This window comes from Draconibacterium sediminis (assembly GCF_000949475.1).
Classification (GTDB): Bacteria; Bacteroidota; Bacteroidia; order Bacteroidales; family Prolixibacteraceae; genus Draconibacterium; species Draconibacterium sediminis.
Window position 1 is genome coordinate 66,733 of sequence record NZ_JRHC01000007.1, and the last position, 26,419, is coordinate 93,151.

At 40.8% G+C, this 26,419-nt stretch carries 28 protein-coding genes; 22 read left to right on the forward strand and 6 right to left on the reverse strand.

What is annotated here, in order from left to right; genetic code table 11:
* Nucleotides 1–81: 81 nt before the first annotated feature.
* The 4 genes from LH29_RS20885 (at nt 82) to LH29_RS20900 (ending at nt 4,329) form a co-directional block, all read left to right on the forward strand.
* Nucleotides 82–633 (forward strand): helix-turn-helix domain-containing protein, encoded by a 552-nt coding sequence (locus LH29_RS20885; RefSeq protein ID WP_045033281.1) that lies wholly within the window; start codon nt 82–84, stop codon nt 631–633.
* A gap of 163 nt (nt 634–796) precedes the next feature.
* The gene (locus tag LH29_RS20890; protein WP_045033282.1) at nt 797–2,758 is read left to right on the forward strand and encodes a DUF4914 family protein; all 1,962 of its coding nucleotides are present in this window, start codon (nt 797–799) and stop codon (nt 2,756–2,758) included.
* On the forward strand, nt 2,727–3,200 hold the full coding sequence (locus tag LH29_RS20895; RefSeq protein WP_045033283.1) for an AIR carboxylase family protein: 474 nt from the start codon (nt 2,727–2,729) through the stop codon (nt 3,198–3,200). Before LH29_RS20890 ends, LH29_RS20895 begins: the two co-directional genes overlap by 32 nt.
* 172 nt (nt 3,201–3,372) lie before the next feature.
* Entirely contained in the window at nt 3,373–4,329 is a 957-nt protein-coding gene (locus tag LH29_RS20900; RefSeq protein ID WP_045033284.1) for an L-threonylcarbamoyladenylate synthase, read from the forward strand.
* A 95-nt stretch (nt 4,330–4,424) separates the two neighbouring features.
* On the opposite strand, the gene LH29_RS20905 is transcribed toward LH29_RS20900, so the two are convergent.
* Nucleotides 4,425–6,197, reverse strand: coding sequence for a hypothetical protein (locus LH29_RS20905; protein ID WP_045033285.1), 1,773 nt, complete (start codon nt 6,195–6,197; stop codon nt 4,425–4,427).
* Nucleotides 6,198–6,481: 284 nt separating this feature from the next.
* On the opposite strand from LH29_RS20905, the gene LH29_RS24120 reads away from it, so the two are divergent.
* The 9 genes from LH29_RS24120 to LH29_RS20950 all read left to right on the forward strand — a co-directional run bounded on the left by LH29_RS24120 (nt 6,482) and on the right by LH29_RS20950 (nt 14,268).
* Nucleotides 6,482–7,084, forward strand: a complete 603-nt coding sequence (locus tag LH29_RS24120; protein WP_052671144.1) for a TetR/AcrR family transcriptional regulator — start codon at nt 6,482–6,484, stop codon at nt 7,082–7,084.
* A complete protein-coding gene (locus tag LH29_RS20915) occupies nt 7,081–7,824 on the forward strand; it encodes an outer membrane lipoprotein-sorting protein (protein ID WP_045033286.1) in 744 nt (247 codons plus the stop codon). The genes LH29_RS24120 and LH29_RS20915 overlap by 4 nt, the downstream gene beginning before the upstream one ends.
* A 62-nt stretch (nt 7,825–7,886) precedes the next feature.
* Complete coding sequence (locus tag LH29_RS20920; RefSeq protein WP_045033287.1) at nt 7,887–8,267, forward strand: four helix bundle protein; 381 nt, start codon at nt 7,887–7,889, stop codon at nt 8,265–8,267.
* A 90-nt stretch (nt 8,268–8,357) separates the two neighbouring features.
* Nucleotides 8,358–9,578, forward strand: coding sequence for an ABC transporter permease (locus LH29_RS20925; RefSeq protein WP_045033288.1), 1,221 nt, complete (start codon nt 8,358–8,360; stop codon nt 9,576–9,578).
* 130 nt (nt 9,579–9,708) lie between these two features.
* The gene (locus LH29_RS20930) at nt 9,709–10,929 is read left to right on the forward strand and encodes an ABC transporter permease (RefSeq protein ID WP_045033289.1); all 1,221 of its coding nucleotides are present in this window, start codon (nt 9,709–9,711) and stop codon (nt 10,927–10,929) included.
* A 125-nt stretch (nt 10,930–11,054) separates the two neighbouring features.
* The gene (locus LH29_RS20935; RefSeq protein ID WP_045033290.1) at nt 11,055–11,738 is read left to right on the forward strand and encodes an ABC transporter ATP-binding protein; all 684 of its coding nucleotides are present in this window, start codon (nt 11,055–11,057) and stop codon (nt 11,736–11,738) included.
* A gap of 41 nt (nt 11,739–11,779) precedes the next feature.
* Nucleotides 11,780–12,442, forward strand: coding sequence for a CAP domain-containing protein (locus LH29_RS20940; protein WP_157493784.1), 663 nt, complete (start codon nt 11,780–11,782; stop codon nt 12,440–12,442).
* 156 nt (nt 12,443–12,598) lie between these two features.
* Nucleotides 12,599–13,771, forward strand: coding sequence for a hypothetical protein (locus tag LH29_RS20945; protein ID WP_157493785.1), 1,173 nt, complete (start codon nt 12,599–12,601; stop codon nt 13,769–13,771).
* Nucleotides 13,772–13,932: 161 nt separating this feature from the next.
* Nucleotides 13,933–14,268 (forward strand): hypothetical protein, encoded by a 336-nt coding sequence (locus LH29_RS20950; RefSeq protein WP_045033291.1) that lies wholly within the window; start codon nt 13,933–13,935, stop codon nt 14,266–14,268.
* A gap of 38 nt (nt 14,269–14,306) precedes the next feature.
* On the opposite strand, the gene LH29_RS20955 is transcribed toward LH29_RS20950, so the two are convergent.
* Together LH29_RS20955 and LH29_RS20960 are read right to left on the reverse strand one after the other, a co-directional pair.
* Nucleotides 14,307–14,744: a hypothetical protein gene (locus tag LH29_RS20955; RefSeq protein WP_045033292.1), complete on the reverse strand. Its 438-nt coding sequence runs from the start codon at nt 14,742–14,744 to the stop codon at nt 14,307–14,309.
* A 403-nt stretch (nt 14,745–15,147) separates the two neighbouring features.
* Nucleotides 15,148–15,951, reverse strand: a complete 804-nt coding sequence (locus LH29_RS20960; protein WP_052671148.1) for a DUF5602 domain-containing protein — start codon at nt 15,949–15,951, stop codon at nt 15,148–15,150.
* Between the two features lie 173 nt (nt 15,952–16,124).
* On the opposite strand from LH29_RS20960, the gene LH29_RS20965 reads away from it, so the two are divergent.
* Nucleotides 16,125–16,511 carry a group I truncated hemoglobin gene (locus LH29_RS20965; RefSeq protein ID WP_045033293.1) on the forward strand — a complete coding sequence of 129 codons (387 nt, stop codon included), beginning with the start codon at nt 16,125–16,127 and terminating at the stop codon, nt 16,509–16,511.
* An 83-nt stretch (nt 16,512–16,594) separates the two neighbouring features.
* On the opposite strand, the gene LH29_RS20970 is transcribed toward LH29_RS20965, so the two are convergent.
* Nucleotides 16,595–16,936, reverse strand: a complete 342-nt coding sequence (locus LH29_RS20970) for a single-stranded DNA-binding protein (protein WP_045033294.1) — start codon at nt 16,934–16,936, stop codon at nt 16,595–16,597.
* 202 nt (nt 16,937–17,138) lie between these two features.
* On the opposite strand from LH29_RS20970, the gene LH29_RS20975 reads away from it, so the two are divergent.
* Together LH29_RS20975 and LH29_RS20980 are read left to right on the forward strand one after the other, a co-directional pair.
* Entirely contained in the window at nt 17,139–17,492 is a 354-nt protein-coding gene (locus tag LH29_RS20975) for a hypothetical protein (protein ID WP_045033295.1), read from the forward strand.
* A 55-nt stretch (nt 17,493–17,547) separates the two neighbouring features.
* Nucleotides 17,548–18,168: an NUDIX hydrolase gene (locus LH29_RS20980; protein WP_045033296.1), complete on the forward strand. Its 621-nt coding sequence runs from the start codon at nt 17,548–17,550 to the stop codon at nt 18,166–18,168.
* Between the two features lies 1 nt (nt 18,169).
* On the opposite strand, the gene LH29_RS20985 is transcribed toward LH29_RS20980, so the two are convergent.
* Nucleotides 18,170–19,282 (reverse strand): 6-bladed beta-propeller, encoded by a 1,113-nt coding sequence (locus LH29_RS20985; protein ID WP_198152539.1) that lies wholly within the window; start codon nt 19,280–19,282, stop codon nt 18,170–18,172.
* 171 nt (nt 19,283–19,453) lie between these two features.
* Here LH29_RS20985 and LH29_RS20990 point away from each other — a divergent pair, with 171 nt between their 5' ends.
* Together LH29_RS20990 and LH29_RS20995 are read left to right on the forward strand one after the other, a co-directional pair.
* Nucleotides 19,454–20,281, forward strand: coding sequence for a LytR/AlgR family response regulator transcription factor (locus LH29_RS20990; protein WP_157493786.1), 828 nt, complete (start codon nt 19,454–19,456; stop codon nt 20,279–20,281).
* A gap of 123 nt (nt 20,282–20,404) precedes the next feature.
* Nucleotides 20,405–20,776, forward strand: coding sequence for a hypothetical protein (locus tag LH29_RS20995; RefSeq protein ID WP_045033299.1), 372 nt, complete (start codon nt 20,405–20,407; stop codon nt 20,774–20,776).
* 74 nt (nt 20,777–20,850) lie between these two features.
* Here LH29_RS20995 and LH29_RS21000 read toward each other — a convergent pair whose 3' ends face one another.
* Nucleotides 20,851–21,954 (reverse strand): glycoside hydrolase family 88/105 protein, encoded by a 1,104-nt coding sequence (locus LH29_RS21000; RefSeq protein WP_045033300.1) that lies wholly within the window; start codon nt 21,952–21,954, stop codon nt 20,851–20,853.
* A 338-nt stretch (nt 21,955–22,292) separates the two neighbouring features.
* Here LH29_RS21000 and hisG point away from each other — a divergent pair, with 338 nt between their 5' ends.
* Genes hisG through hisC form a run of 4 tightly spaced genes read left to right on the forward strand, consistent with a single transcriptional unit; the run spans nt 22,293 to nt 26,417 of the window.
* Nucleotides 22,293–23,150, forward strand: a complete 858-nt coding sequence (gene hisG, locus LH29_RS21005) for an ATP phosphoribosyltransferase (RefSeq protein ID WP_045033428.1) — start codon at nt 22,293–22,295, stop codon at nt 23,148–23,150.
* 60 nt (nt 23,151–23,210) lie between these two features.
* Nucleotides 23,211–24,104 carry a DMT family transporter gene (locus LH29_RS21010; protein WP_045033301.1) on the forward strand — a complete coding sequence of 298 codons (894 nt, stop codon included), beginning with the start codon at nt 23,211–23,213 and terminating at the stop codon, nt 24,102–24,104.
* On the forward strand, nt 24,101–25,399 hold the full coding sequence (gene hisD, locus LH29_RS21015; RefSeq protein WP_045033302.1) for a histidinol dehydrogenase: 1,299 nt from the start codon (nt 24,101–24,103) through the stop codon (nt 25,397–25,399). Before LH29_RS21010 ends, hisD begins: the two co-directional genes overlap by 4 nt.
* Nucleotides 25,386–26,417, forward strand: coding sequence for a histidinol-phosphate transaminase (gene hisC, locus LH29_RS21020; RefSeq protein WP_045033303.1), 1,032 nt, complete (start codon nt 25,386–25,388; stop codon nt 26,415–26,417). The genes hisD and hisC overlap by 14 nt, the downstream gene beginning before the upstream one ends.
* Nucleotides 26,418–26,419: the final 2 nt, after the last annotated feature.

Genomic DNA, 26,419 nt, shown 5'->3' on the forward strand with positions numbered 1-26,419 from the left:
TTACTTTTATGCCTCAAACAAAATTTACTGCAACACAGCAATGCCGGAAAGCTAATACCCGGCAAAAACCAGACTCTACTAATGAAACGACTTGGCGAAAGAATAAGAAGAAAGCGGGAAGCCTTACATTTAAAACTCAACGACTTATCAAAAAAAGTTGGCATAAGTTCAAGTGCACTTTCACAGATTGAAAAAGCCAAAGCATTTCCCTCCATCCTGACCCTGAAAAATATAGCCGACAGTTTAAATACAACGGTGGGCGAATTAATTGGCGAAAATGAAACCTTGCTTAATCAGCCGTTAATTAAAACCGATCAAAAAAAGTTTGTAAAAAAGAATGAATCAGGTACAAAATTATACCTGCTTTCTCATCACGATCCGCATAAACAAATGGAAACTTATGAGCTCGAATTTGTTTCGGGATCGGATAGCAAAGGAATTATGACTGCCCATCCGGGCCAGGAATTTTGTCACGTTACAGAAGGTAAACTGGCAATTTTGCTTGATGGGAAACCGTATGTACTTGAAACCGGCGACAGTTTTTATTTTAATTCAAACATTACACACAACGCACAAAATATAATTGAAGGAACTACACGTGTTGTGTGGGTAGTAACACCGCCAAATATCTAGTTAAAACAAATCCATTTATTAAATCCTCCTTCATTTATTAAATATTTTCTAATTCTTATTAAGCTGTGCTTTATTAATTAAATTCTACTAAACCTTTTTATACATTTGTGCCCGAATTCGATTTTATACCGATTTGGTTATTAAACCACAAAAAATAAGAAGGATGAAGATAGCTTTTTCAGATTTTAAAACTAAACTTGATAAAAAGGGCGTTAAACTGCCTGAGAACATTCAAAACGTATTAAGTGCATGCAAGTCTTTTACATGCTATAACACAACCGAAGAGCTTGCCGATGCCGCAACCAACGGAAAAGAAAATAATGAGTTTGCCGTATCGTACGATATTGAAGGTAAAGGGACGTTCACCGAAGCGATAGTACACCGCGTACAAAACGGTATTTCGGTAAATTACACCGAAGCCTACATGCGCCGGCGTGATCCGGGAACGATGGTTATCGGTGATGATAAACCTACCGGAAAACAACGTTTTTCTGAAAAGTATAATTATCCGTTCTCTGATATTCAGAAGGAAACCTTTGACTGGTTAAAAGAAAATGATCTTGCTGTGTTTTTCTATTTTGCCGGACGACAGGGAATCGGTTCTTTAGGAATTGCAATTGCTCCTGCCAATGCCGGATTTTTCGCCATGGGATTATCTATGCTACAGGAAATTGTGGCAATCGATGAGCTGGCTGAAAACAGCGAGTTAAAATCGGTAATTTATGTTGCGCCGGTATTCAGGCACACTCATTTTGAAGGAAAACAAGTGGTTGTTCACAACCGCCTGGATGATATTCACGAATTGTATTCGTACAACCTTTATCCGGGGCCAAGTGCAAAAAAAGGCTTGTATGGCGTGTTGCTTACCCAGGGCGAAAAAGAAGAATGGGTAACGGCTCACTGTTCTGCCGTTCAATCGATAAGTCCGTACGACATTGTAACCACATTTATGCACGAAGGTGCCAGTGGCGGTGGAAAATCGGAGCTACACCAGCACATTGTAAGAGAAACCGACGGAAGAGTTCTGCTTGGAAAGAATTCGGTTACCGGCGAAACCCGTTATATCACTATCCCCCGAACCTGTAACTTCCTGCCCATTGCCGACGATATGGCTTTTTGTCATCCATCGTTCCAGCAAAAGAACGGAAAACTTGGTATTATGGATGCGGAAAACGCATGGTTTGTTCGGGTTGACAGTGTTAACCAGTACGGTGATGATCCGGTTCTTGAAAAAACAACGATAAATCCGAAAAAACCCTTACTGTTTTTAAATATCGACACAAAGCCTGAATCAACAGCTCTGATCTGGAATCATATTGAAGATGAACCGGGCAAACGCTGCCCAAATCCACGGGTTGTTCTTCCGCGCGAAAGTGTTGACAATACCATTAACGGATCGGTTTCGGTTGATGTGCGCAGTTTTGGTATTCGTACTCCAAAATGTTCGAAAGAAGATCCAAGCTACGGAATTGTTGGGCTATTCCACGTATTGCCACCAGCTTTGGCCTGGTTGTGGCGTTTGGTAGCACCACGAGGACACAAAAATCCAAGTATTGTTGGTACCGGAGCTATGGAAAGCGAAGGAGTTGGTTCTTACTGGCCTTTTGCCACCGGCGACCGTATTATTCACGCCAACCTGCTGCTGAAGCAAATAATTGAAACTCCACGTACTATTTTTTCGCTGGTACCCAACCAAAACATTGGCGTTTGGGAAGTTGGATTTAAACCACAGCTTTTAATGCGCGAATATTTAACCCGAAGAGGTGGCGCCAAATTAAAAGACGATCAGATACAGGCTGCACGTTGTCCGCTTTTGGGTTACGAGCTGAATTACCTGACCATAGAAAGCTCAAAAATCCCGTCACGATTCCTGAAAGTTTACAACCAGGTTGAAGTGGGTACCGAAGGTTACGATGCCGGAGCACAAGTTTTACAGGAATTCTTTAACCGCGAGCTTAAGAAGTTCTTACACGAAGACCTGTTCCACACCGGAAGAAAAATTATTGACGCTTGTTTGTCAAACGCGTCGATTGAAGAATACAACCAGATAATTCCGATGGATTACGAATATTCATTTAATAATATCGAAGATTATGAGCAAAGTAGTTATAATAATGGGCTCTAAAGCCGATCTGGACTGGGCCAACAAAATTGTTGATGCACTAAACGGATTTAAAATCGATTCAGAATGTTTTATCGCTTCGGCGCACAAGGTACCGCTTGAGTGTTATAACATTATTAAAGAGCAGGAAAAGCACAACCCGGTATTTATTACCATTGCAGGAATGAGTAATGCCTTAAGCGGATTCTCCGATGCACAAACCAGTTGTCCGGTTATTGCATGTCCTCCGGTTGGCGACTCGTTTGCCGGTGCCGATATTTATTCGAGCCTGCGAATGCCATCGGGAGTTGCTCCTATGGTAATTCTAAATCCAAAAAACGCAGCACTGGCAGCAGCTAAAATTATTGGATTAAACAACGATGAAGTGCGTACCGAGGTATCAAAATTTCAGGATGCGCAACGACAAAAATTAATTGAAGACAACGGTTCAATAAGAAGTAATTAGTTAAATATAGGTCTTTTTCCTGGAGGCGGGTAGTTTTTTTTTCGCAATCTACTTAATAATTAACTTGATAACTTATCAGCATTTCAGGAAAACTTTAATCATAAAGGGAGATTTGCATTGACAACTCTCCCTTATTTTTTAGATATTTGTGCCCACAAAATTGAAGCAAAGAATGAGTTCGATTATCAACGATACAAAATTGGCAGCCAAACTAATCGAAAATGGCGAGTTGGTAGCCTTCCCAACCGAAACGGTATATGGTTTAGGTGCAGATGCATTTAATGCCGAGGCGGTTGCACAAATTTTTGCAACCAAAGAACGACCAACATTTAATCCGCTTATTGTACATATTCGCGAGGTTTCGGAGCTGGAAAAACTTTTTGTTGAAATTGATGATGCGCTACTTAAACTGGCAGAACATTTTTGGCCGGGACCTTTAACCATTGTTGCCAAAAAACAAAAATCGGTACCTGATATTGTTTCGGCCGGACTGGATACAGTGGCCGTTCGTATGCCCGCCAACCAAACAGCCCGCGAACTGTTAAAACTCTCCGGAAAGTGCATTGCAGCACCCAGTGCCAACCGGTTTGGAATGTTAAGCCCAACTACGCCCGAGCACGTTCAAAAACAACTTCCTGGGCTCAAATGTATACTCAACGGTGAGCTTCCTAAAGTTGGTATCGAGTCAACAGTTATCGAACTGTGCCAGGGAGAATTTAAAATACTGCGACCCGGTTTTATTACCGAGCAGGATTTACTTAAAGTACTCCCGCAAAGTAAAACAACGGAGGCCAATTCACCGATCAAATCGCCGGGGCTTTTAAAATCGCATTACAGTCCGCGCAAACCCATGTACCTTTTAGGCAAAGCGCCCGAATATTCGACAGACAAGAAAACGGGTTTCCTGGCTTTTTCTGAAGTACAGGAACCGGAAAAGTACCATCTGATAGAGCGTTTATCATCAAACGGCGATTTAAGCGAGGCAGCAGCAAATTTCTTTGAAGCCTTGCATCGTCTCGAAGATTCGGATGTTGACCTGATCATTGCAGAACCGGTGCCTGAAACAGGTATCGGCATTGCCATTATGGACCGCCTGAAAAAGGCTGTTTATCAATACAGCGATAAATAAGAAGGTAATATTACGACCTAAAGTTTAACTCCTGAAAATAAAAAGCGGAACCCAAGTAAATGGATCCCGCTTTTATATGTTTATTTTGAAAACAATTACAATTCCACGTTCAGAACTGAATAATTCTGAATGAGTTTTTCCAGCTCAATAACCACATCCTTTTTCTTTTCACCAAAAAGGTTTTTGTAGTACTCGATGCCGTCCATCAGGTTATTTTTGAATTTTGCCAGGTTGCGCTTTTCTTTCACGTCTTCAGTATCTTTCTGAAATGCTTCCATACGCTCTTTAAAAATATCAAGATACATACTCAGCTCCTTCAAAAACATATGCGGACGATAACCTTTGTCCAGTAAACTAATACGGCCGTAAATATGATCAACCATCTCTTTCAACGAAGAGATTTTTGAGAAATAGGCAAGATTTGGTCCCGGACAAACAGTTACTTTTTCGTTTTCCTTCACCGCAATCCCTTTCGATTCCAGCATAGAAATGCCAAGCCCGATGCACAAACACTCCGGCTCAGTAATTTTATCGTAGGCTTTTTTGTATTCTGCTTCCGGTAAATTCTGGGCCTCCAGCTCCTGCAACTTTTTACTTTGGTACTGGCGCGACGATGTACAAATCGGCTTTTCTGTGTATTCGGTATTGTACCTTAGAAATCCTTTGGTACAAGGCATTCCGGCTTTTCCATCGGCAGCCATTGCCAAACGCAACTTGCTCATCGATGCTCCTTTAATACTGTTAAACGGAACACCCAGCGGCGACAAACCACTGTAGTAATAATCCTTTTCCTTGCCATCAGCCAACAGGTTCATGGTTTCCGTATCAATACTGATTACCTCGGGAACCAGCATAAACGGCGATCCCCAGCCAACGCTGTCCATGTTGTAATGCTCAAGCAACAGGTTGTGTTCCTCAACATTACCAACACCACCTTGCGCGGTAATTTTCATTTCCGGTTCTCCGGCGGGTTGCGAAAGCTCTTTTTTCTGTAAAGCGGTTCTATAAACCTCAGCGCAGGTATCGAATAATTTCTGGCGGTTCAGCCGGAACTCATCCAAAATTGGCCCAAACAAAACGCCATTTGTAGGGAAAGCGTGTCCACCACAGTTTACACCCGACTCGATGCGGTATTCTGATACCCACAGCCCTTTGGCAGCCAACATTTTACCCTGCACAAGCGCCGATCGAAAATCACTAACTTTCAGAATAATATTCTTTTTAATCTTACCGGTAATATCAGGAAAGAAGTCCTTGAAATTTTCGATGTAGCTGTACAAACGCGGGCTCATTCCGGCCGAAAGTACCAGCGAAGAACTGAGGTTACTGTTGGCAAAACCACGTAATGCCGCATGTGCATCGTTATACTCGATGGGAAGTTCCTCTCCATTTTTTTTGTTTACCTGGTCGAGTTTTGTCATGATGTTTACATCAATCGACCCCACCGGCAACTTCTCGTTTACCCACTTTTTCAGTTCTTCCGAAACCGATTTTTTAAAACCCAGGTTGCTGAATTTCGCCTTCAGTTCCGATGCCTCGGGAAGCATATCGTAATATTTTTCCAATTCGCCTCCTACAGTCGACAAGGATGCTTTCAGGCTCTCAACCTTTTTGTTTACCACTTCTTCCATCGTATTCAGGTACGATGTTATGCGTTTTGCCCTGTGGTCGTCTTCCTTTTTCGGGATGGCAGTAAACGGCAAATCAAACTTTTTACAGTAGAATTCGCGAATCGTTTCCATCAAAGAATCATCAACCAGCGAGATTACTGATGAAATTCCGAAAGGTGCAACATTTACAGGAGTGTCCATTGAATATCCTACACCCAGAACGGGTATATGGAAAGAATGTCCTTCAAATATCTTCATTTACGTAAATTATGTACGACGGGGTTAATTACGCCCCGTTTCAATTAAAATCAATTGGGCGCAAAGAAAGCAAGTTATTTTACATTTGCTTGCAACTATTGGTGCATTGACAAAATTGTCCATTATTTTCCTGTTTATTTCCATGCACTCATTTCTAATTTGAACTTTTTCGTCTAATCTTCCATATTTAGAATGACCGATTGGTCAATTAATTGATTTTTTTCTTGGAATTTAAAAATACAACTCATAACTTTGACCGACCGTTCAATCAATAAATAAAAAAGATGCCAAGAAGTCCGGAACAATTCGACGATATCAGAAAGCAGAAGAAACATTTAATCATGGAAACTGCTCTTGAACTATTTGCAGAAAATGGTTATCACGCCACTTCGATTAGCCAGATTGCAGCTAAAGCAAAAATCTCCAAGGGACTAACCTACAACTACTTCAGCAGCAAGAGAGAAATACTTGACGAACTGATGGAACATGGTTTTAACGAAATTTACGACAACCTGGATATTAACCATGACGGAATACTCTCCCGAGAAGAATTTATCTATTTCATTCGGCAAAATTTCAAACACCTTCGCGATAACATGCAACACTGGAAGTTGTTTTTTTCGCTCTTATTGCAACCACAAATCTCACAAACTTTTGCCGATACTTACGCCGAAAAAGCGGCCCCCATTTTCAATCTATTTTATGGTTTTATAAAAGACCAGGGCAGCACAGATCCTGAAAGCGACCTAATGGCCATTTCCTCATTAATAGAAGGCGCCTTTTTATACTGTGTGGCTGCCCCCGATGTTTTCCCCATAGATAAACTGGAAGAGGCCGTAATTACCGCAGCATTTAAAATCGTTAACAATCAACAATTACCAAAATGAAACGCATACAACTTACACTAACTTTTATGCTTGTGGGCCTTTTTGTGCTGGCCCAGGATATGACCGCCATTATAAAACAAGCCGACGAAAAATTCAGAGGCGAATCCAGCCGTGGAGAAATGACTATGATTATTGAACGTCCGGGATGGAGCCGCACTGTTTCGATGAAAAACTGGACATTGGGCAATGACTATTCGCTCATTTATATTACCGCACCGGCTAAAGAAAAAGGCCAGGTTTTTCTGAAACGTGACAAAGAAATGTGGAACTGGGTGCCCAACATCGAAAGGATGATAAAAATTCCGCCGTCGATGATGATGCAGTCGTGGATGGGCTCTGATTTCACCAACGACGATTTGGTTAAGGAATCGCAAATGGCAAAAGACTATTCAAACAAACTGCTTGGCGAAGAAGAGGTTGATGGTTATTCATGCTATAAAATTGAACTGATACCCCACGAAGATGCACCCGTTGTTTGGGGAAAAGTGATTATGTGGATATCGAAAGAAGAACTGCACTGGCTAAAAGCTGAGTTTTACGACGAAGACGGCTACCTGGTTAATACCGAAATTCTGACCGATGTAAAAATGATGGACGACCGCGAAATGCCAACACGTTTGGAAATGATTCCGGCCGATGAAGAAGGCAACAAAACGGTTATGATCTTTGATAAAATTGAGTTTGATGTTGATTTGAAGGAGAGCTTTTTTTCGCAACAGAATATGAAAAGGATCAGATGACAATGCTTAAATGCGGAAATGATTTAATGCTTCAATTATTAGTCAACCAATAAAACAATACCATGAACACAAAAGATAAATTTATTGAAGAGCTAAAACAACGAACAAAGAAGTTTGCGGTGGATATAATTCTTTTCTGCGAAACTTTAAAGAATTGTAAAGCGACTTCTGTGATAACCTATCAGTTGATCAAATCCGCTACATCAACAGGAGCCAACTACCGGGCAGCATGCCGGGGACGTTCCAAATCTGAATTCTTCAGTAAAATTTGTATCGTAGCAGAAGAATCAGACGAATCAATATACTGGCTTGAGGTGATTGAAGAAGCAAACTTATCTAATGATCCAAATGAGTTGGCTCGCCTTACGAATGAGGCTATTGAGCTTTCAAAAATCATGACAAAAGCAAAAGATACCACTTACAAAAACATCAATGGTAAATAGCAACAATACAAATCAAATGTCACAAAAAATCGACATTAAAGCATTCGCGCATTTTAGCATTTACGCATTAGTACTCTAAAGCATTAACCAATGAAAACAAACATAAAACTCGCCTGGCGGAACCTTTGGCGCAACAAACGCCGAACTATCATTGCCATATCTTCTATCGTGTTCAGCGTGCTGCTGGCCTCGTGGATGCGGTCGATGCAGGAAGGTTCGTACGACAGCATGATCGATAATTCGGTTAAGTTCTACACCGGTTATTTACAGGTGCAGGATACTGCCTATTGGGACGAACGTACGCTTGACAATAGTTTCAAAGTAGATGCAGAATTACAAAACCAGATTAAAAATATAAAAGACGTTTCGCTGGTTTCCAACCGGCTTGAATCGTTTTCACTGGCTGCCGATCACATGAAAAGTAAACCGGCCATGGTGATGGGTATTGAGCCCGAAGCCGAGGACCAGATCACCAACCTTTCGAAAAAAATGCAGTCGGGAGAATTTATTAAATCTGGCGATAAAGAAGTGGTAATCAGCGGAGGGCTGGCCAAATATCTTGAACTGGAGGTGGGCGATACGCTTGTAATGATCTCGCAGGGATATCACGGAATAAGTGCCAGTGGCTTATTTCCGATTAAAGGAATTATAAAACACCCCAATGCCGAGTTTAACAAACGCCTGGTATACATGGACATTGAAACAGCCCGTGAGTTTTATTCAGCTTATGGATTATCAACCTCGCTGGTTGTAATGACCGATGATCACTACAGCGTTAATCACATAAAAAAAGAAATTGAGCAAATTCTGCCGGAAAAGAACACGGTAATGACCTGGACTGAGATGACACCTGAATTGGTGCAAATAATTCAAAGCGACCGCGGCGGTGGCATTATCATGCTCGGGATTCTCTACCTTGTTATTGCCTTCGGTATGTTTAGCGTAGTTATTATGATGGTAAAAGAACGCCAGCGCGAGTTTGGAGTGACACACGCCGTAGGTATGCAAAAAAGAAAATTAGCATCGCTGGTTTTTATCGAAACACTTTTTATCGGACTGATCGGCTGCGCAGTTGGGCTGATATTTAGTTACTTTTTCTGTCTGTACTTTTTTTACAATCCGATTCCGCTAACCGGCGATATGGCAAAAGCCACCGAAATCTATGGTATGGAGCCGTACATGTTCGTTTCCATGAAAGCCTCGCTCTTTTACAACCAGATTATTGTGGTTTTCCTCATCAGTATTTTTATAGCGATTTTCCCGATAACCAACGTTAGCCGGTTAAAAATCACGAAAGCAATGCGAGCCTAAGGAAGTTCACAGTAACAGTAATCAGTTCTCATTAGAATTAAAATGAATAACAAAATGGAATACAATAGTTGGATCTGAAGGTCAACGCTTTATACTTCCAACTTCGTGCTTCCGACTTAAATAAAACAAAATGATACTTTCAATAGCATGGCGAAACGTTTGGCGAAGCAAAACCCGGAGTCTAGTAATGATTGCGGCCATTGCACTGGGTCTGTTTGCAGGCATATTCATGATGGCTTTTATGAATGGCATGTACAACTCGCGGATTGAATCGGCCACCCGATCGGAGTTGTCGCACATACAGGTGCACGCGCCCCATTTTTTGGACAACACCGAATCGGAATTATTTGTACCAAATGGTTTTGCACTGGCCGAACAAATTGCAGCGCTCGATTCGGTAGAGGCTGCGTCTCCCCGACTGATTGCTGAGCCTTTTATTATGGCTGCTCACGGAACGGGCGGCGGTAAAATGTTAGGAATCGATCCGGAGAAAGAAAAACAGGTTACCGATATTTGGCAACACCTGATTGAAGGTACTTACCTTGAAAAAACCAGCCGGATGCCCCCTGTACTTGTAGGCAAAAAACTGGCCGACAAACTACGTTTAAAAGTGGGCACAAAAATAAACGTACAACTGGTCGATTTTAATGGCGACTTATCATCAAAAGGCTACCGCGTGGCAGGTATTTATAAAACAGTAAACACCGGTTTCGATGAAATGCATTTATTCGTCAACATCAACGATCTGCGATCGCAAATTGGCATTCAACCAGATGCGGTACACGAAATTGCCATTCTGTTAAAAGACAACAGTTATGCGCCGCTTGTAAAACCGGCTGTACAAAAAACCGCTGCCGGCATGGACGTACAATCCTGGAAAGAATTAAGTCCTGAAATGTCGATCATTACCGATTCCATGGATCAGTACATGTACATATTTATACTGATCATCCTCATCGCATTGTGTTTCGGCATTATCAACACCATGTTGATGGCAGTTCTGGAGCGTGTAAAAGAAATTGGAATGTTGATGGCTATTGGAATGAATAAACGGAAAATCTTTAACATGATTATCCTTGAATCTGTTATGCTTACTCTAACGGGGGGCTTAGTCGGAATCCTTCTCGGAATAGGTGTTTCCCGAATTTTCGAACAACATCCAATCAATCTTTCCGCTTTTGCCCAGGGATTGGAACAATACGGTATGTCAACCGAAATTGCAACGGTATTTCCATCTCACTCATTGGGAATATTAATTACGCTGGTAGTTTTAACCGGACTGATCTCTGCGATTTACCCGGCACGAAAAGCACTGAAATTGAATCCGGCTGAAGCCACGAGAACTGAATAAAATATGAGAATATCTGAGGATTCGAATATTAGAATGAAAAAGACATTAAAAATTACTATGCTACTTAAGTTATTTAAGAATTCTGGCATTAAAGCATTTTCGCATTGAATCATTAAAGCATTGTTATGAAAATAATAGAAATCAAAAACCTGCACAAAATTTATAACGGCAGCTCCGTTTCGGTACATGCGGTTAACGGAATAGATATGTCGATTGAAGAGGGCGAATTTACAGCCATCGTTGGTCCGTCGGGATCGGGAAAAACAACCTTGCTGAATATTATTGGCGGTTTGGATGACGCCACTGAAGGCTCGGTTGAAATTGAAGGCGTTAAGATCAATGAACTTTCATCACGAAAACTAACTGATTTCAGAATGAAAAATATTGGTTTTGTCTTCCAGGCTTATAACCTGATTCCTGTTCTTACTGCCAAAGAAAATGTGGAATTTATTATGCATTTGCAGGGAAGCAAAAAAGCCGACCGCGATGCACGTACCAGCGAACTGTTAAAAGCCGTTGGACTGGGCGAGATGATGGATCGACGACCATCGAAATTGTCGGGCGGGCAACAACAAAGGGTGGCTGTTGCACGAGCACTGGCATCGAAACCCAAATTCGTTCTGGCGGATGAGCCTACTGCCAATCTCGATTCGCACTCCACCGAAAATCTGCTCGATATTATGGAGCAACTTAATAAAGAAGAAAAAATAACGTTTATATTTTCAACGCACGACCAGCGGGTGGTAAACAAAGCGCGGCGTGTAATTACCATAGAAGATGGAAAGATAATCAGCGACATCAGAAAATAACAGCTTTTGTTTAAGAAGATGCCATTATAACAAGTATAAAAGTGAAAAACCGGATAGTCCTATTTTTAATCGCATTGGCCCTTATAGTTTCAGCCACAGGAGAAACAAAAGACCGTACGCTAAACACTGCTGCCGATGTCAATTACTTGTCGGAACTGGAGAAAGAAGTGATCTACGAAGTCAACTTGTTCCGTTCTGATCCGTCGGCGTACGCTGAGAAATATATTGCTCCCCTCGCCCAATACTACGACAAAAAAATATTGCATTACCCCGGCGATAAATCGATAATGACGCAGGAAGGCGTAAGCGCATTGCGTGAATGTGTCCGTTTTCTGAAAAATGCATCTCCTGCTCCGATTGTATATCCCGACAAATTGTTGACCAAAGCGGCTAACGATCATCAAAAAGATCAGTCAAAAACGGGAAGAACAGGACATATTGGAAAGGATCGTTCAGACTCGAAAGCACGTATTGAACGTTACGGCAAATGGCAGGTTCGGATTGCGGAGAACATTGCTTATGGAAATACCTCTGCACGGCAAATCGTAATTTTTCTATTAATCGATGATGGCGTTAAAAACCGTGGTCACCGTGCCAACCTTCTTCAGGCTGATTTTAAAAAAATTGGCGTGGCCTGCGGAACTCATCCGCGCTACTCTACCATGTGTGTGATGGATTTTGCGGGAGGAATGGAAAACCAATGAATGATGAATAATGATTAACGAATTACGATTGAAGAAGTACAGGCTAACATAGCTTGTTTGTGTTTATTCCAATCTTGGATCCCAAGTGGTTTGTCGAAATTCGACATTTTATATGATTTAGAAAATAGAAAACACCTGATCAAACAGGATTCAAAAATGAAAAAAAACTTACTCATACTAACACTTATATTTTTTAGCACTGCTATTTACGCGCAATCCAAGCTGTCGTTTAACGGCTATATAAAAGATTTGGGGATGTATTATCATCCGGTTGAGCCTATTCCCATTTCCACAGATAAATCGTTGGATTACCTATTTCTGAATGAGATACACAACCGTTTAAATTTCAGGTGGTATGCATCGGAAAAACTGACATTTGCCTTGGAAGCCCGCAACCGCATTTACATGGGGCAAATGATCCGTGAGTTTCCCGATTACGAAGATTTTGTTGATGACGATAAGGGTTATTTAGAATTGGGAACCGTGTTGCTTTCTGCCGACAGCTGGTTTTTACATACGATGCTAGACCGGGCATGGATTGATTACACAAGCGGGAAATTACAGGTAAGACTCGGACGCCAACGTATTAACTGGGGCACGAACCTGGTTTGGAATCCTAACGATGTGTTCAACACCTTTTCCTACTTTGATTTTGATTACGAAGAACGCCCCGGCACCGACGGAATTCGGTTGCAATACTATACCGGTGTAACTTCGTCGGCTGAATTGATATACAAAATCGGGCACAACAATGATGAAACCGCCATTGCCGGTATGTACCGCTTTTCGAAATTTAATTACGACATCCAGTTTCTAGGTGGCTGGGTTGGCAAAGACTACGTTTTAGGCGGTGGTTGGGCAGGCGACATAAAAGGCGCCGGATTTAGGGGTGAAGCAACCTGGTTTCGTCCGCGCGATAAGGAAGAGCCAGAGAACTTCGAAACATTTGTAGCATCAGTTTCGGCAGATTATACATTCCCCAACAGTTTTTACCTGCATTTTGGCACCTTATTCAACAGCTACGGAACAACAGGCGATGCAGGTGGCCGTAGTTTTTTTGCTCCCGATATTTCGGCCAAAATGCTTTCATTGGGAAAATACCAATTGTTCGGTCAAATTAGTTATCCTTTTACTCCCCTGCTCTCTGCCAACCTGTCAACCATGTTAAATCCCACCGATGGTTCCTCATATCTTGGTCCGGCCCTAACCTACTCGTTGGGCGATAACTGGGAATTAATGCTGAATGGACAGTTATTCTTCGGACGAGAAGGTACTGAATACGGCGATTACGGACAGGCAGTTTATGTGCGTGTAAAATGGGCGTTTTGATATTGCGAATCCACCTCCTATCCATAAATAGCTCCGTACGCCGTTGATTAAGAATTATTAACACAGCACAGCAATATTAGCGCCTCACGACTTTTGATTAAAGACTTATTTGTCTTAATTTTAATAGTTATTCAAATTATTCATTATTAAACATTTAAGTTATGGGACTAATTCTTGCTCCTTTAAAGAAGGAAAAAGTAGATGCCTGGAAAGATTGGGCAAAATCGTTTAGTGGAGAACAAAGTCAGGCGTTTAATGAATTCAACAAAAAACACGGACTAACCCGTCATGATGCATGGTTGGCTGAAACACCCGACGGTCCGGTTGTAGTTGTGTTACATGAAGGACCGGGAGCCGACAATTTTATGCAAAGTGTGGCAGCTGCCGATGGGCCTTTTGAAAACAGTTTTAAAGAAAAAGTACTGGAATTTCATGATATGGATATATCAGCTCCACCACCAGGACCAGCACCTGTAAAAATGATTTCGTCAGACTAAAATTATGCCCCCAACTCCTTAAACCAATTAATGCCCATTTATAAAACGTTATTCTTTTTAGAGTTATTAGAAGGAACATGTTTCTTCTGAACAATTTCGTGGTTGTAAACAACACCACCTTGCACCGTTATATGAAGTTCGGTTTCATGAGAATTATCGCCTCCATCCACACCTGACTTGTCAGAATCAATGGGAATCCGAAGTGTTCCGTCGTACCAATCGGCTACCATCTTGGGGCCGGTAAGCACGTCTCGGGGATTAATAACAACAGTGGGACTCACCTGCTGAAAACCAGTTAGGTAAAGTACATTATTCCTTATCCGCCATGATGCCATATAACCTCTTCTACATTCCGGTATTTTTCCTCTGAATGCAGGAATATCAGGACGCGCTTCGAAAAACACCTTTAAAGGTGTTGATAACAGCTCATACAACTCCCCGTCAAGGTAGATTCTATCATTTTGTTGATTAGCCATATCCTCTGGTTTAATGAATTAAAAATAGTCTGTCACTTTTATAAAAAGTCTGTAGCCCGGTTCGGCCAAATGTCCTTACCAAACCAATGCTAAAATAAATCACAATTTTCGAATATGGTAATCCATGCGTATGTTTTCAAACAAGTTTCCGGGATTGTAATTTGATTCAACTAAATCTTCGTTTTTATATGTTTGAAAGGATACAATGAATTTATATTATTCTGTTCCGGTATTACTTGATAAATAAATGATAATTATATGGTAAAATCAGTTCTATTTGAGGAATCTCTCCAATACTAACACTTTCTGATTATTCAGTAATCTTTTCAATTACCAAAAAATCAGAAAGTAAAATAAAATAGTAACAGATATTTACTTGGCGAGAATATGCTTACTCTGCACTCTATTCCGCATCATGATACATAAGATTTACCAAAGCAACCGTATATTGCTTTTTGGTAGGCGAATACGAAATTTTATAATCTGTTGGATACCAACCGGATTCCTGATAGGCTATAGGTTGCGGGATTGGTATAATTTCGTCGGGCATGGTCATTAAATAATCTCTCGTAATCATTGGTTCCCAAAAGATAAATTCTGTATCGAACGATCCCCAGATAAATGTTTTTGTAAATGTTTCTCCTCCTAACTCGGGTGATCTTACATCTATCCAGTGCGCCCCCATTTGGGGAACAAGCCCTTCCAGTTGCATGTAAAACTCAGGAATGTAATCGTCTCCAGGCGCATCATCTTTATCAGGAGGCGACAGTCCCGGAATCGCTAAACGTTCTTCATTTGGAATAATGTAAAAGTGAATATCGAAATGCGGCAAATCATAAATTCCCGGAGGTTCGTGTCCCATTGGATTCCAATCGAACAACACATGGGTATAAAAATGATTTCCTTTATTTTTAGGTAATTCCAATACATATTGTTTTGGTTCATCGGGAAGATTATCCAAAACTTTAGCCGAGAGATTAATTCCTACTTCAACCGGGTCGCCGTCCCTGTTTTCAGTAACATAAGCCCGTACTACCCCGTTACCAACGGGTAAAGTTGAACTGTAAAAGTTATTAACTGTAGCCTTCTTCAGCTCTAAAATGTTTTCATTAACAGAGTCAAAGTCATCTGCTTTCTGGCACGATTGCAACCCAATAATCGCAACCGCCAACAGTAAAATCCAAAGTTTTTGTTCAATTTTTTTCATGATTTATAATTTTGAGTGGAAACAAGTTACGACAATACAAATCAATTTAAAATACTTATTAGTATTTTATTTTATGCACAAAATGAATCATTGATAGCCAGCAATTTAAAATACCTGTTTGTCTTTTTATCTGCAAATCACTAACTTGTATAGGAACATTTAATCAAAACAACATGAAAACACCAGTAGAACAAAGCCTCTACGAACGACTTGGAGGCATCGAAGGAATTACGTCGATTGTTGACGATATTGTGGAAAATCACATGAGCAATCCGGCAGTCAACAAACGCTTTTTACCGTTAAAAGACGATCCTCAACATTTTGCGGAAGTAAGGCAACACCTTATTAACTTTCTGGCAGCCGGAAGTGGCGGCCCGGAAGAATACACAGGAAAAGACATGCTTTCATCGCATAAAGGCATGAACATCAGCCAAGGCGAATACATGCATGTTATCGACGATATTATGAAAGCACTGACAAAGAATAACATCGACGAGCAAACACAAAAAGACGTGCTGACAATTGCCTATTCACTAAAGGGCGAAATTGCCGGAGTTTGAACTTCAGAACTAAGCCAATAAAAAAACAGTAGCATCATTACATCAATACTACTGTTTTTTTTGTGGATTAACCTTAGCGGCTGTTAATTCGATGCCTTGTCTAACATCAACAGCGAGTTAATTACAATCTCAGTCATATACTGTTTCTCGCCGTTTTTATCTTCCCACTGGCGGTTTGTCAATTTCCCTTCAATGGCAATCTCTTTTCCTTTTTTTAGGTACTTTTCAGCCACTTCGGCATTTTTACCCCAGGCCACCAAACGGTGCCAGGTGGTTTCGGTTTGTTTGTTTCCGTTACTGTCGCGGTAAATTTCGTTGGTGGCAATGTTAAAATTGGCAACTACTTTTCCACTCTCTAATCTTCTAACTTTTGGATCTTCTCCAAGGTGGCCTAACAATCGTACGCTGTTTCGTAATGCATTCATGATATTTCTTTTTTTAGTTAATAATTTAGGACTGTATCTTATGCGAGTCCTGTAACGCAATTGTTGAAACAAAGGTAGATTGGCAGGTAAAGCTTATTCGGTTTTTAAACGTTTGTAGTCGACAATAAGCGTTTGCAAACGCTTACAAACGGATATATTTTTATATATTAGCACTTTAGCAACTCAAACAAAAAGCAATAAAATGGAAAAAAGAACCTGCCTCGAATGTGGAGAACCGTTAAAAGGACGTGCCGACCAGAAGTTTTGCAACGACAGTTGCCGGAATGCCTACAACAATAAAAAGGCCAGCGGATCGACCAATTATATGCGAAAGATCAACCGCATTCTGAAAAACAACCATTCGATTTTGGAAGAGCTAAACCCGGAAGAAAAAACCACTACCTATAAAAGTTCCCTCAAAAAACGAGGCTTTAACTTTGGCTATTTTACCAATACCTACACCACCAAAACAGGCCGCATTTATTACTTTGTTTATGATCAGGGCTACTCCGAGCTGGAAGGCAACAAATTAATGCTGGTAAAAAAAGAACAGTAGGTTTATGGTACAGAAATGAAAACCACCTCTGTCACAAAAACATTTCAGAAAAAATATGAGCAAATACTATTTCGAGAAAATAAAACGCCTGCATGCCCTGGCCGAAATCGGGCTGGAATACAACACTATTCCTTACGACATTGAACGTTACCAGGAAATAAGAGACATTTGCCTGGAAATGCTGGAGAAAATCACCCGCACACCGGTTGCCGATATTATTCCGGTTATTGAAGAACGTAACGGTTACCGAACGCCCAAAGTAGATGTAAGAGCCGTTGTTTTTAATGAAAACGACGAGATTTTACTGGTACAGGAAAAAGCCGATAAACTTTGGGCATTGCCAGGCGGATGGACCGATATTGCCTACAGCCCCGGCGAAGTTGCCGAGAAGGAATGTATGGAAGAAGCCGGCATAAAGGTAAAGGCCACCCGTCTTTTGTCCATTATGGACAAACAAAAACAAGGTATGCCACCGGCATTCGAGTATGTTTATAAGATCTTTCTGCTTTGTAAAAAAGAAAATGACACCATTTCTATCGGATCCGAAACCTGCGATGTGGGCTGGTTTAACGAAAACGAACTTCCGCCACTTTCACTTCCGCGAAACAACGAAGCACAAATAAAAATGATGTTTGAATACAAACGGGGAGTACGGACCGATCCCTATTTTGATTAACCTATTTCAGCTGGCAACGCATTAATACCGGATTTCCGGTAGCCGCAATATGCAACTGAACTTTTTCAAATTCGTTGTGGCGCTTATCCGAAATTTTATGTCCGCCAACCTTGTAGGCTGTAATGGGTATGTAAAGCTCGTCGGACTCCGATAGAAACTCGGGATTGTCCCAAATACCTCCGTCTATATTATTCACCGCTTCGGTAAAATACGTGGCTTCCCAATCCTTCTTTTTAATCAGTGCAGTAGTTTGGTGAGAGCCCAACCAGTAGGTTAGAAAAATATAATTCTTGTTTTCAAAGTAGCTTTTAATTTTCGAATGGTGGGTGTTATGAATGTATTTCAGTGTCTCAACATCATCTTTGTCGCCGGTGTTTCGCCAAATTTCTGCAAACGAAGGATAACCATCACTTTCAATTAAATATTCTGGTTGAAAAGCCGAATTGTTATAGGCAAAAACCGTATCGCTGTACGACGATACCAACGAAATGTTTGCAGCCCCCACAGCAGCCAGATTCGAACGTCCCAAATCTCTCAAACGATCTTCAGGAAAGTTGATTCTTTTTCCTTTACTTTTTTGCGAATACACAGTATACAAACCATAACCGGGCACATCGTTCACCACATAAAACTGGTTTTTCGACTCAAAGAATTTTGTTCCGGGCATTTTCGCGGCAACCAGTTTGCTTTTGTATTTTCCGTCTTTCCCAACAATGTAGATTCCATCCCCGGCCAATACCGCATAATCTTTCTGACAAGTAATAATATCCAATGGATTTTTAATTCTGCCACTCCCCTCATTATTACTCACAATGGTATTTATAAAATCGCCTTTTTGTGTAAAGCGGATAAAACTAATTTCGCGTGCTCTGCGCTGAAGAATAACTAAATCGCCATCCAGTTCTTTGACGTTTAAAATATCACCAAACTCAATTTTGGCTTCGTTTACTTTTAATTCCAGGTAATCAAGATTTTCAACAAAACTTGAAATTGGTAAAATATCCTGCGATTTTTTCAGTACTATTTCCGGCAAACCGCTATTCTGAACCGGTTTTTCAGTACATGAGGTAACAAACAGCGTTACGAACAATAAAATTATAATAGAATGTTTCACGACTTTAATCTTTCTCTAATTGTTTTATGGTGTTCTATTCTGACAAATACCATGCCTTTGAGCGCACAAAGCAATAAATATTATTTAGTATTCAACTATGGAAGAATAATTAAATTGTTTTTTTGAAATTAAGAAGCAAACATTTAATATTGACAAATAAACAGCTATCCGTTGAACCTATCATTTTTTAATAACAACTTTAGTTTGCTCGACCGCAAAAAAGACAGGTACTTTCTTGTTCTTACCGTTCTGGTTTTCAGCATTTTCTTTATCAATGTTTTTAAACCCTGGAATATTGGTCGTTGGTATTCCGATTCACCGTTAATTCAGTTTCTCCGACTTTCGAGCTATGGTTTTATTTCGTCGCTGGTATTATTGTTCACGCAATTTCCACTTCGTAAAATTTTCCATCAACAAACATTCAAACTTAAAAGCTACTTGTTGTGGATTCTTGTTGAGATTGTATTGATCAGCCTCGTTTATATTTTTCTGTACGGGAATCCGATTGGCAACTTTATCAACGATTTCCTTTTTTCGTTAAAATACACCGTGCTTGGGATTATGATTCCATACTCGTTTGCGCTTCTTCTGATTTATTACAAAAAACACATCGAAGAAATTGAACAACTACAAAACAAACTTTCCGGAACCGACAAAAACCAGCTTTTAACTTTTACTGATGAAAAAGGGAAACCCCGTTTTTCGATTAGAAGCAAGGATTTTCTTTACATTGAGTCAACCGACAATTATGTAACCGTAAACTTTATACTGGAAGGAAAATTACAACGAAAACTATTGCGGAATACCATGAAAAATATAGAAAGCCAGTTGGGATCTGAATCGATACTGCGTTGTCATCGTTCATTTATGGTGAATACCCAAAATGTTGACTTCGTTCAGAAAGAAAATAAAAAGCTGAGTCTTCACCTGAATTCTTCAGAAGTAATTATTCCGGTATCCGAAAAATATTCGCCACTGCTTTTAACCGTTTTATCCTGACTGTCGAATTTTTATCCCTAAATAGCGAATTTCGTCCCTTTAATTTGCAAAAACGAATGTTGCTGCCAATCTTTGTAACACACTAAACAAGTGCAATTTATAATCACATCTAAATTTTATACAATGAAAAAATTAATGTTTTTTGTTTTTATCCTTTTTGCTGCTACGATTACAGTTAATGCAAGCAACTCTTCGAACAATAAAGAAGTAATTGGAGAATGGAAATACGAAGTTCCGAGTGCGCCTTATGGTTATAATGCCGGAAATCTTGTATTTGAAGAAAAGGAAGGCAACCTGACCGGTCATGTTAAACTGGAAGATGGGTACAAGATCGATCTGAAAGATGTTACTTACAGCGAAGGCGTATTAAAATTTGGTCTTTATGTAGACTACAATTACGTTACCCTTAAAGTAACCGTTGAAGGAGAAAATATGAAAGGAAGTGTAAATAGCCCTGATGGAGAGATGCCGATTACTGCCAAAAAGGTGAAATAGCTACTAAACGATATGTAAAAAGGCCGCTGCAAAATGAATTGCAGCGGCCTTTTATTGTTAAGATATTTTATCGATTAATCTAATTTAATCACCTCGCTACCGGCTAGCAAAAAGGCTCCCGTTCCGTATACTTCCCAGCTCTCTGCTTCGAAGTTTTTCCGTGGGTCGGCACCAATAGGCTGACACCAGCCCACATGACCGTCGGGCTGAATCAAACCATTTAATCCTACCCAGGCTTTTTCAACCGCAGGCAGATAAGTGGCCTTATCTAAAATGCCGTTATTGATTCCCCAGGCCAAAGCATAGCAGTAAAAACCTGATCCACTGGCTTCTCCTCCCGGATACGATTCAGGATCGAGCAGGCTTGAACGCCACAAACCGTCTTCCTGTTGAAGCGAAAGAATTTTTGCCGCCATTTCTTTGTAATTCTGAATATAAAAATCACGGTTTGGATAATCTTTTGGAAGTTCGCTTAACACACGAACCAAACCACCCATAACCCAGCCGTTTCCTCTCGACCAGAATATTTTCTTGCCATTGGCTTCTTTCTTTTCTTCAATTCCGGGTTCGTTCCATTTGTAGCCCATATCTCGTGCATACAAATGATGTTCTTTATCCCAAAGTAAATCATAGGTTTCTTCCCACAGTTCATCCGAAAGTTTCAGGTATTTGTCATCGTCTAAAGTCATTCCCAGCTTTACAAATGCCGGAGGTGCCATAAACAAAGCATCGCACCACCACCATGTCTTTTCACGAATACCATCGCCTTTGTAAGGTGTTTTCATAAACTCGTCCATGGTTGCAATAAACGGTTCAATCATTTTCTCTTCGCCCGAAACCCTGTACATATCAATGTAAGTTTGGCAAATCACATGATCGTCGGCATGATGCAAACGCGGCCCCGGTTTCCATTCGTTGGCCTCTCCCATTTCGTACATGGCCTTCCAAATCTTTTTCGAGCCCGTTGTTTCGTAAGCCGCAAAAACTCCGGCGTAAAATGCACCGTTGGTCCAGTCGTACAATTCGTGTTTGGGATGCTCCAACTGCCAGTCCAACGCCATTTTCATCGTTTTTTTTATGTAACTGTCTTTAAAAAGCTTTTCGTTACCCGCTTTTTGTGCCTGCACCGTTCCTCCCAGAACTATCGCGGCAAGTAAAAGAATGATTGTTTTCTTCATGTTGATCTAAGTTTGATGCAAATCTATGCAATCGATTGCAATCTACAAAATACATTATCAATTTCTTATCAGGAAAATTCATAAAAGACCATAAATTGCGCTTATGTTTATTGCCTGCTTAACTTTAATTTTAAATTAACACCAATACGTATTGTTCAATACAATTTTATAACTATACTTGCATCAAAATAACTGATATGACAGTAACAACATTACATCACGGCCATCATTGGAAGAACCAACCATCGGGTAGGCTGTAATTGTTTTGTTTAAACTCAACGATATTAATTCATAAAGGCTTGCCATTAAAGGCAGGCCTTTTTTTATATAAAACAGACATGGAAAAACTTAAGATTGCTATTCAAACAAAAGGAAGGTTAAACGAAGACTCAATGGGCCTGATAAACGAGGCCGGCATCGGATTGAGTGTTGGCAGACGTAAATTGGTATCGGAAGCGAAAAATTTCCCAATGGATGCCTTGTTTTTACGCGACGATGATATTCCGCAAACCGTTGCCGACGGTGTTGCCGATATTGGTGTTGTTGGCGAAAACGAAATGGCCGAGAAAGACGAAAATGTGGTAATTGCCAAACGTCTTGGTTTCTCGAAATGCCGTCTGTCGCTGGCTATTCCAAAGTCACTTGATTATCCGGGTGTTGAATTCTTCAACGGCAAAAAAATTGCCACCTCCTACCCTGTTATTCTGAAAAAGTTTCTGGATGAGAATAATATCAACGCAGAGATTCATGTGATTAGCGGATCGGTAGAAATTGCACCGGGAATTGGTTTGGCCGATGCTATTTTCGATATCGTAAGTTCAGGATCTACACTGGTGAGCAACCGTTTGAAAGAAGTTGAAGTGGTAATGAAATCGGAAGCTGTATTGATTGCTAATCCTAACCTTTCGGCAAAAAAGCAGGAAATTCTTGATGAACTGATTTTCAGAATCGAATCGGTACAACGTGCTGAAGGCAAAAAATACATTCTTCTGAATGTTCCAAACGAAAAAATAGAAGAGATAACTTCGCTGCTGCCGGGAATGAAATCGCCAACACTGGTTCCGCTGGCAAAAGAAGGCTGGAGCTCGATGCACTCGGTAATTGAAGAAGATGATTTTTGGGAAGTAATTGGCAAGTTGAAAAAAGCCGGTGCCGAAGGTATTTTAGTTGTTCCTATCGAGAAAATGATTTTCTAGAAATTAGATCCATGAAGCCGTTCTTAAAAGCAGCTATCGGGTTAACAGTTTCATGAATAAATGACTACAAGACAATACATATTGTTTGCCATTCCATCATTGATCTGGGGATCGACATGGTATGCCATTAAGTTTCAACTGGGAACAGTTGATCCGCTGTTATCGGTTGCCTATCGCTTTTTGGCAGCCGGTATTCTGCTCATTTTATTTTGCCTGGTAACAGGACGGAAAATGAAATTTACGCTGCGCGAACACCTGATGATGCTTCTGCTGGGGCTTTGTCTTTTCGGAATGAACTACTGGTTTGTATACGAGGTGGAAACGACCCTGACAAGCGGTATTGTGGCAGTGATATTTTCGTTGATTATTTTCTTCAATATATTTTTCAATGCTGTTCTCTTAAAAGGGAAAATAAAGCCCGATGTTATAGTGGCCGCAGTTTTGGGGGTTGGAGGAACAGCTTTGTTGTTTAAGAACGAGTTGGTAAAGTTTCAGGGAGGAAACGGCAACTGGATCATTTTTTTGCTTTGTTTCGGAGGCCTGACTTTCGCTTCCTTAGGAAACATTATTTCAGCATATAAGCAAAAGAAAAACGTACCTGTTTTGCAGGCCAATGCCTACGGAATGTTGTATGGAGGATTGGCCATGTTTGCTATGGTATTGCTGCTTGGCAAACCGCTTCGTTTTGATGCTTCGCTGAACTATTCGGTTTCGTTATTGTACCTTTCAATATTCGGATCGATAGTAGCTTTTTCAACCTATTTAAAACTGCTTGGTGAAATTGGCCCCGACCGTTCGATTTACGTAGCACTGATTACTCCTGCTATCGCTTTGTTAATTTCTACTTTTTTTGAAGGTTACCGATGGGATGTATTCGCAGCGTTGGGAATACTTTTGTTATTTTCGGGCAACATTCTGGCTTTACGGTTTAAAACAAAAAAAACAGTTACATGAAGACTTATATAAATCCGGGGAGAAATACCTGGACCGATATTTTAAAACGCCCGCTTTTCGATGTTTCGGAATTGTACGGACGTGTACAAAATATACTGACTGAAATTCGTGAGCAGGGCGATGAAAAATTGCGCGAATACACCGAACGTTTTGACGGTGTTAAACTGGATAATTTTGAGGTTTCGCCCGAAGAAATTACCAGGGCAGAAGCCTCAATCGACCAGAATTTAAAAGATGCGATTGCTTTAGCTGCTGAAAACATAAAGGCTTTTCACAGTACCCAAATGCCCGAAATCAGAAAGATGGAAACCGCTCCCGGCGTAATCTGCTGGCAAAAACCGGTGGCCATTGAAAAAGTTGGATTGTATATTCCGGGCGGAACAGCACCACTTTTTTCTACCGTATTGATGCTGGCTCTTCCGGCAAAAATTGCTGGTTGTAAACAAATTGTTCTTTGTTCGCCACCAGATAAAAATGGCAACATTCATCCGGCAATTTTGTACGCTGCTAAGGTTGCAGGCGTAACACAAATCTACAAACTGGGCGGTGTTCAAGCCATCGGAGCAATGGCTTACGGTACCGAGACTGTTCCGAAAACCTACAAAATTTTTGGTCCGGGAAATCAATACGTAACAGCTGCCAAACAACTGGTTAGCATGAACGAAGTTTCGATCGATATGCCGGCCGGTCCTTCCGAAGTACTGGTTGTTGCCGACGAAACATCGAATCCGGCTTTTGTGGCTTCCGATTTATTGTCGCAGGCCGAACACGGTGCCGACAGCCAGGTTGTGCTGGTTACCGATAACGAAAATACATTAAAAGAGGTACTTGCTGAAGTTCGGACACAGGTTGATCAGCTGCCAAGAAAAGAACTCGCCGAAAAAGCGCTATCTCACAGTGTTTTAATTGTGGTTTCAGATGATGCCGAACGTGTTGATCTGATCAATGAATATGCACCGGAACACCTGATCATCAGCACAAAAAAATATATGGAACTGGCAGAGAAGATCACTAACGCAGGTTCGGTATTTTTGGGAGAATTTACACCTGAAAGTGCAGGAGATTACGCTTCGGGAACCAACCATACATTGCCTACCAACGGCTGGGCACGATCGTACAGCGGAGTAAACCTGGATAGTTTTTTGAAAAAGATCACCTTTCAGGAGATTAGTGAGGAAGGACTTTTAACTATTGGCCCCGCTATTGAAAAAATGGCCGCTACCGAACAACTTGAAGCGCACAAAAATGCAGTAACTTTACGCCTTAAACAGATCGAAAAAAATGGAACTAAATAATCTACTCCGCGAAAACATAAAAAACCTGAAGCCATACTCGTCGGCAAGAGACGAGTATAGTGGCGATGCGATGGTTTTTCTCGATGCCAACGAAAACCCCTTTAACGAACCTTACAACCGCTACCCCGATCCGCTGCAACGTTTGGTAAAAGAAAAGATAGCGGTATTAAAAAAGGTAAATGCTGAAAATATTTTCCTGGGAAACGGAAGCGATGAACCAATTGACTTGCTGATTCGTGCATTTTGTGAGCCGGGAAAAGACAATGTGGTTACCATCGATCCAACCTACGGCATGTACCAGGTTGCGGCCGATATCTCAGGCGTTGAACTGCGTAAAGTTTCGTTAACCGAAGATTTTCAGTTAAACATTAATGATATTCTTGGCGAAACCGACAAAAATACCAAACTGATATTTTTATGTTCGCCCAACAATCCAACCGGCAACAGCTTGAATAAAGATGCGATGTTGGAGCTGGCCAACCAGTTTCACGGGCTGGTAATTATTGATGAAGCATACATCGACTTTGCGCCGGGGAAAACGCTGATGCCGGAACTGGAACACTACCCCAACCTGGTAATTCTGCAAACTTTTTCGAAAGCCTGGGGAATGGCCGGAATACGTTTGGGAATGGCATTCGGAAGCACAGAATTGATTGGCATTCTGAACAAAATAAAGTACCCGTACAACCTTAATATTCTTACCCAGGAGAAAGCCATGTTACTGCTCGACAAAAAAGTAACCGTTCAGAAATGGGTAAAACTGCTTATTGCCGAGCGCGATAAAATGGAAAAACTGTTGGCTGAATTTCCGTTTGTGGTTAAAGTTCATCCGTCAGAAGCGAATTTCCTGTTGGTAAAAATGCACGATGCCCGAGGTATTTACAACTATCTGGTAGAGGAAGGAATAATTGTTCGCGATCGCTCGAAAGTACATTTGTGCAACGAAAGTTTGCGAATAACAATTGGTAATTCGGAAGAAAACGAAAGCCTTTTAAGTGCGCTAAAAAAACTAATTTAAAA

Excerpts from the sequence above, each read along its gene's own strand:
- LH29_RS20935 (WP_045033290.1), top strand. The coding sequence starts at position 11,055 with ATGAAAATAATAGAAATCAAAAACCTGCACAAAATTTATAACGGCAGC.
- LH29_RS20970 (WP_045033294.1), bottom strand. The coding sequence starts at position 16,936 with ATGAATGCATTACGAAACAGCGTACGATTGTTAGGCCACCTTGGAGAA.
- hisC (WP_045033303.1), top strand. The coding sequence starts at position 25,386 with ATGGAACTAAATAATCTACTCCGCGAAAACATAAAAAACCTGAAGCCA.
- LH29_RS20965 (WP_045033293.1), top strand. The coding sequence starts at position 16,125 with ATGAAAACACCAGTAGAACAAAGCCTCTACGAACGACTTGGAGGCATC.
- LH29_RS20955 (WP_045033292.1), bottom strand. The coding sequence starts at position 14,744 with ATGGCTAATCAACAAAATGATAGAATCTACCTTGACGGGGAGTTGTAT.
- LH29_RS20915 (WP_045033286.1), top strand. The coding sequence starts at position 7,081 with ATGAAACGCATACAACTTACACTAACTTTTATGCTTGTGGGCCTTTTT.
- LH29_RS20905 (WP_045033285.1), bottom strand. The coding sequence starts at position 6,197 with ATGAAGATATTTGAAGGACATTCTTTCCATATACCCGTTCTGGGTGTA.
- LH29_RS20980 (WP_045033296.1), top strand. The coding sequence starts at position 17,548 with ATGAGCAAATACTATTTCGAGAAAATAAAACGCCTGCATGCCCTGGCC.
- LH29_RS24120 (WP_052671144.1), top strand. The coding sequence starts at position 6,482 with ATGCCAAGAAGTCCGGAACAATTCGACGATATCAGAAAGCAGAAGAAA.
- LH29_RS20960 (WP_052671148.1), bottom strand. The coding sequence starts at position 15,951 with ATGAAAAAAATTGAACAAAAACTTTGGATTTTACTGTTGGCGGTTGCG.
- LH29_RS20925 (WP_045033288.1), top strand. The coding sequence starts at position 8,358 with ATGAAAACAAACATAAAACTCGCCTGGCGGAACCTTTGGCGCAACAAA.
- LH29_RS21000 (WP_045033300.1), bottom strand. The coding sequence starts at position 21,954 with ATGAAGAAAACAATCATTCTTTTACTTGCCGCGATAGTTCTGGGAGGA.
- LH29_RS20930 (WP_045033289.1), top strand. The coding sequence starts at position 9,709 with ATGATACTTTCAATAGCATGGCGAAACGTTTGGCGAAGCAAAACCCGG.
- LH29_RS20895 (WP_045033283.1), top strand. The coding sequence starts at position 2,727 with ATGAGCAAAGTAGTTATAATAATGGGCTCTAAAGCCGATCTGGACTGG.
- LH29_RS20945 (WP_157493785.1), top strand. The coding sequence starts at position 12,599 with ATGAAAAAAAACTTACTCATACTAACACTTATATTTTTTAGCACTGCT.
- LH29_RS21010 (WP_045033301.1), top strand. The coding sequence starts at position 23,211 with ATGACTACAAGACAATACATATTGTTTGCCATTCCATCATTGATCTGG.
- LH29_RS20885 (WP_045033281.1), top strand. The coding sequence starts at position 82 with ATGAAACGACTTGGCGAAAGAATAAGAAGAAAGCGGGAAGCCTTACAT.
- LH29_RS20975 (WP_045033295.1), top strand. The coding sequence starts at position 17,139 with ATGGAAAAAAGAACCTGCCTCGAATGTGGAGAACCGTTAAAAGGACGT.
- LH29_RS20920 (WP_045033287.1), top strand. The coding sequence starts at position 7,887 with ATGAACACAAAAGATAAATTTATTGAAGAGCTAAAACAACGAACAAAG.
- hisG (WP_045033428.1), top strand. The coding sequence starts at position 22,293 with ATGGAAAAACTTAAGATTGCTATTCAAACAAAAGGAAGGTTAAACGAA.
- LH29_RS20995 (WP_045033299.1), top strand. The coding sequence starts at position 20,405 with ATGAAAAAATTAATGTTTTTTGTTTTTATCCTTTTTGCTGCTACGATT.
- LH29_RS20900 (WP_045033284.1), top strand. The coding sequence starts at position 3,373 with ATGAGTTCGATTATCAACGATACAAAATTGGCAGCCAAACTAATCGAA.
- LH29_RS20890 (WP_045033282.1), top strand. The coding sequence starts at position 797 with ATGAAGATAGCTTTTTCAGATTTTAAAACTAAACTTGATAAAAAGGGC.
- hisD (WP_045033302.1), top strand. The coding sequence starts at position 24,101 with ATGAAGACTTATATAAATCCGGGGAGAAATACCTGGACCGATATTTTA.
- LH29_RS20950 (WP_045033291.1), top strand. The coding sequence starts at position 13,933 with ATGGGACTAATTCTTGCTCCTTTAAAGAAGGAAAAAGTAGATGCCTGG.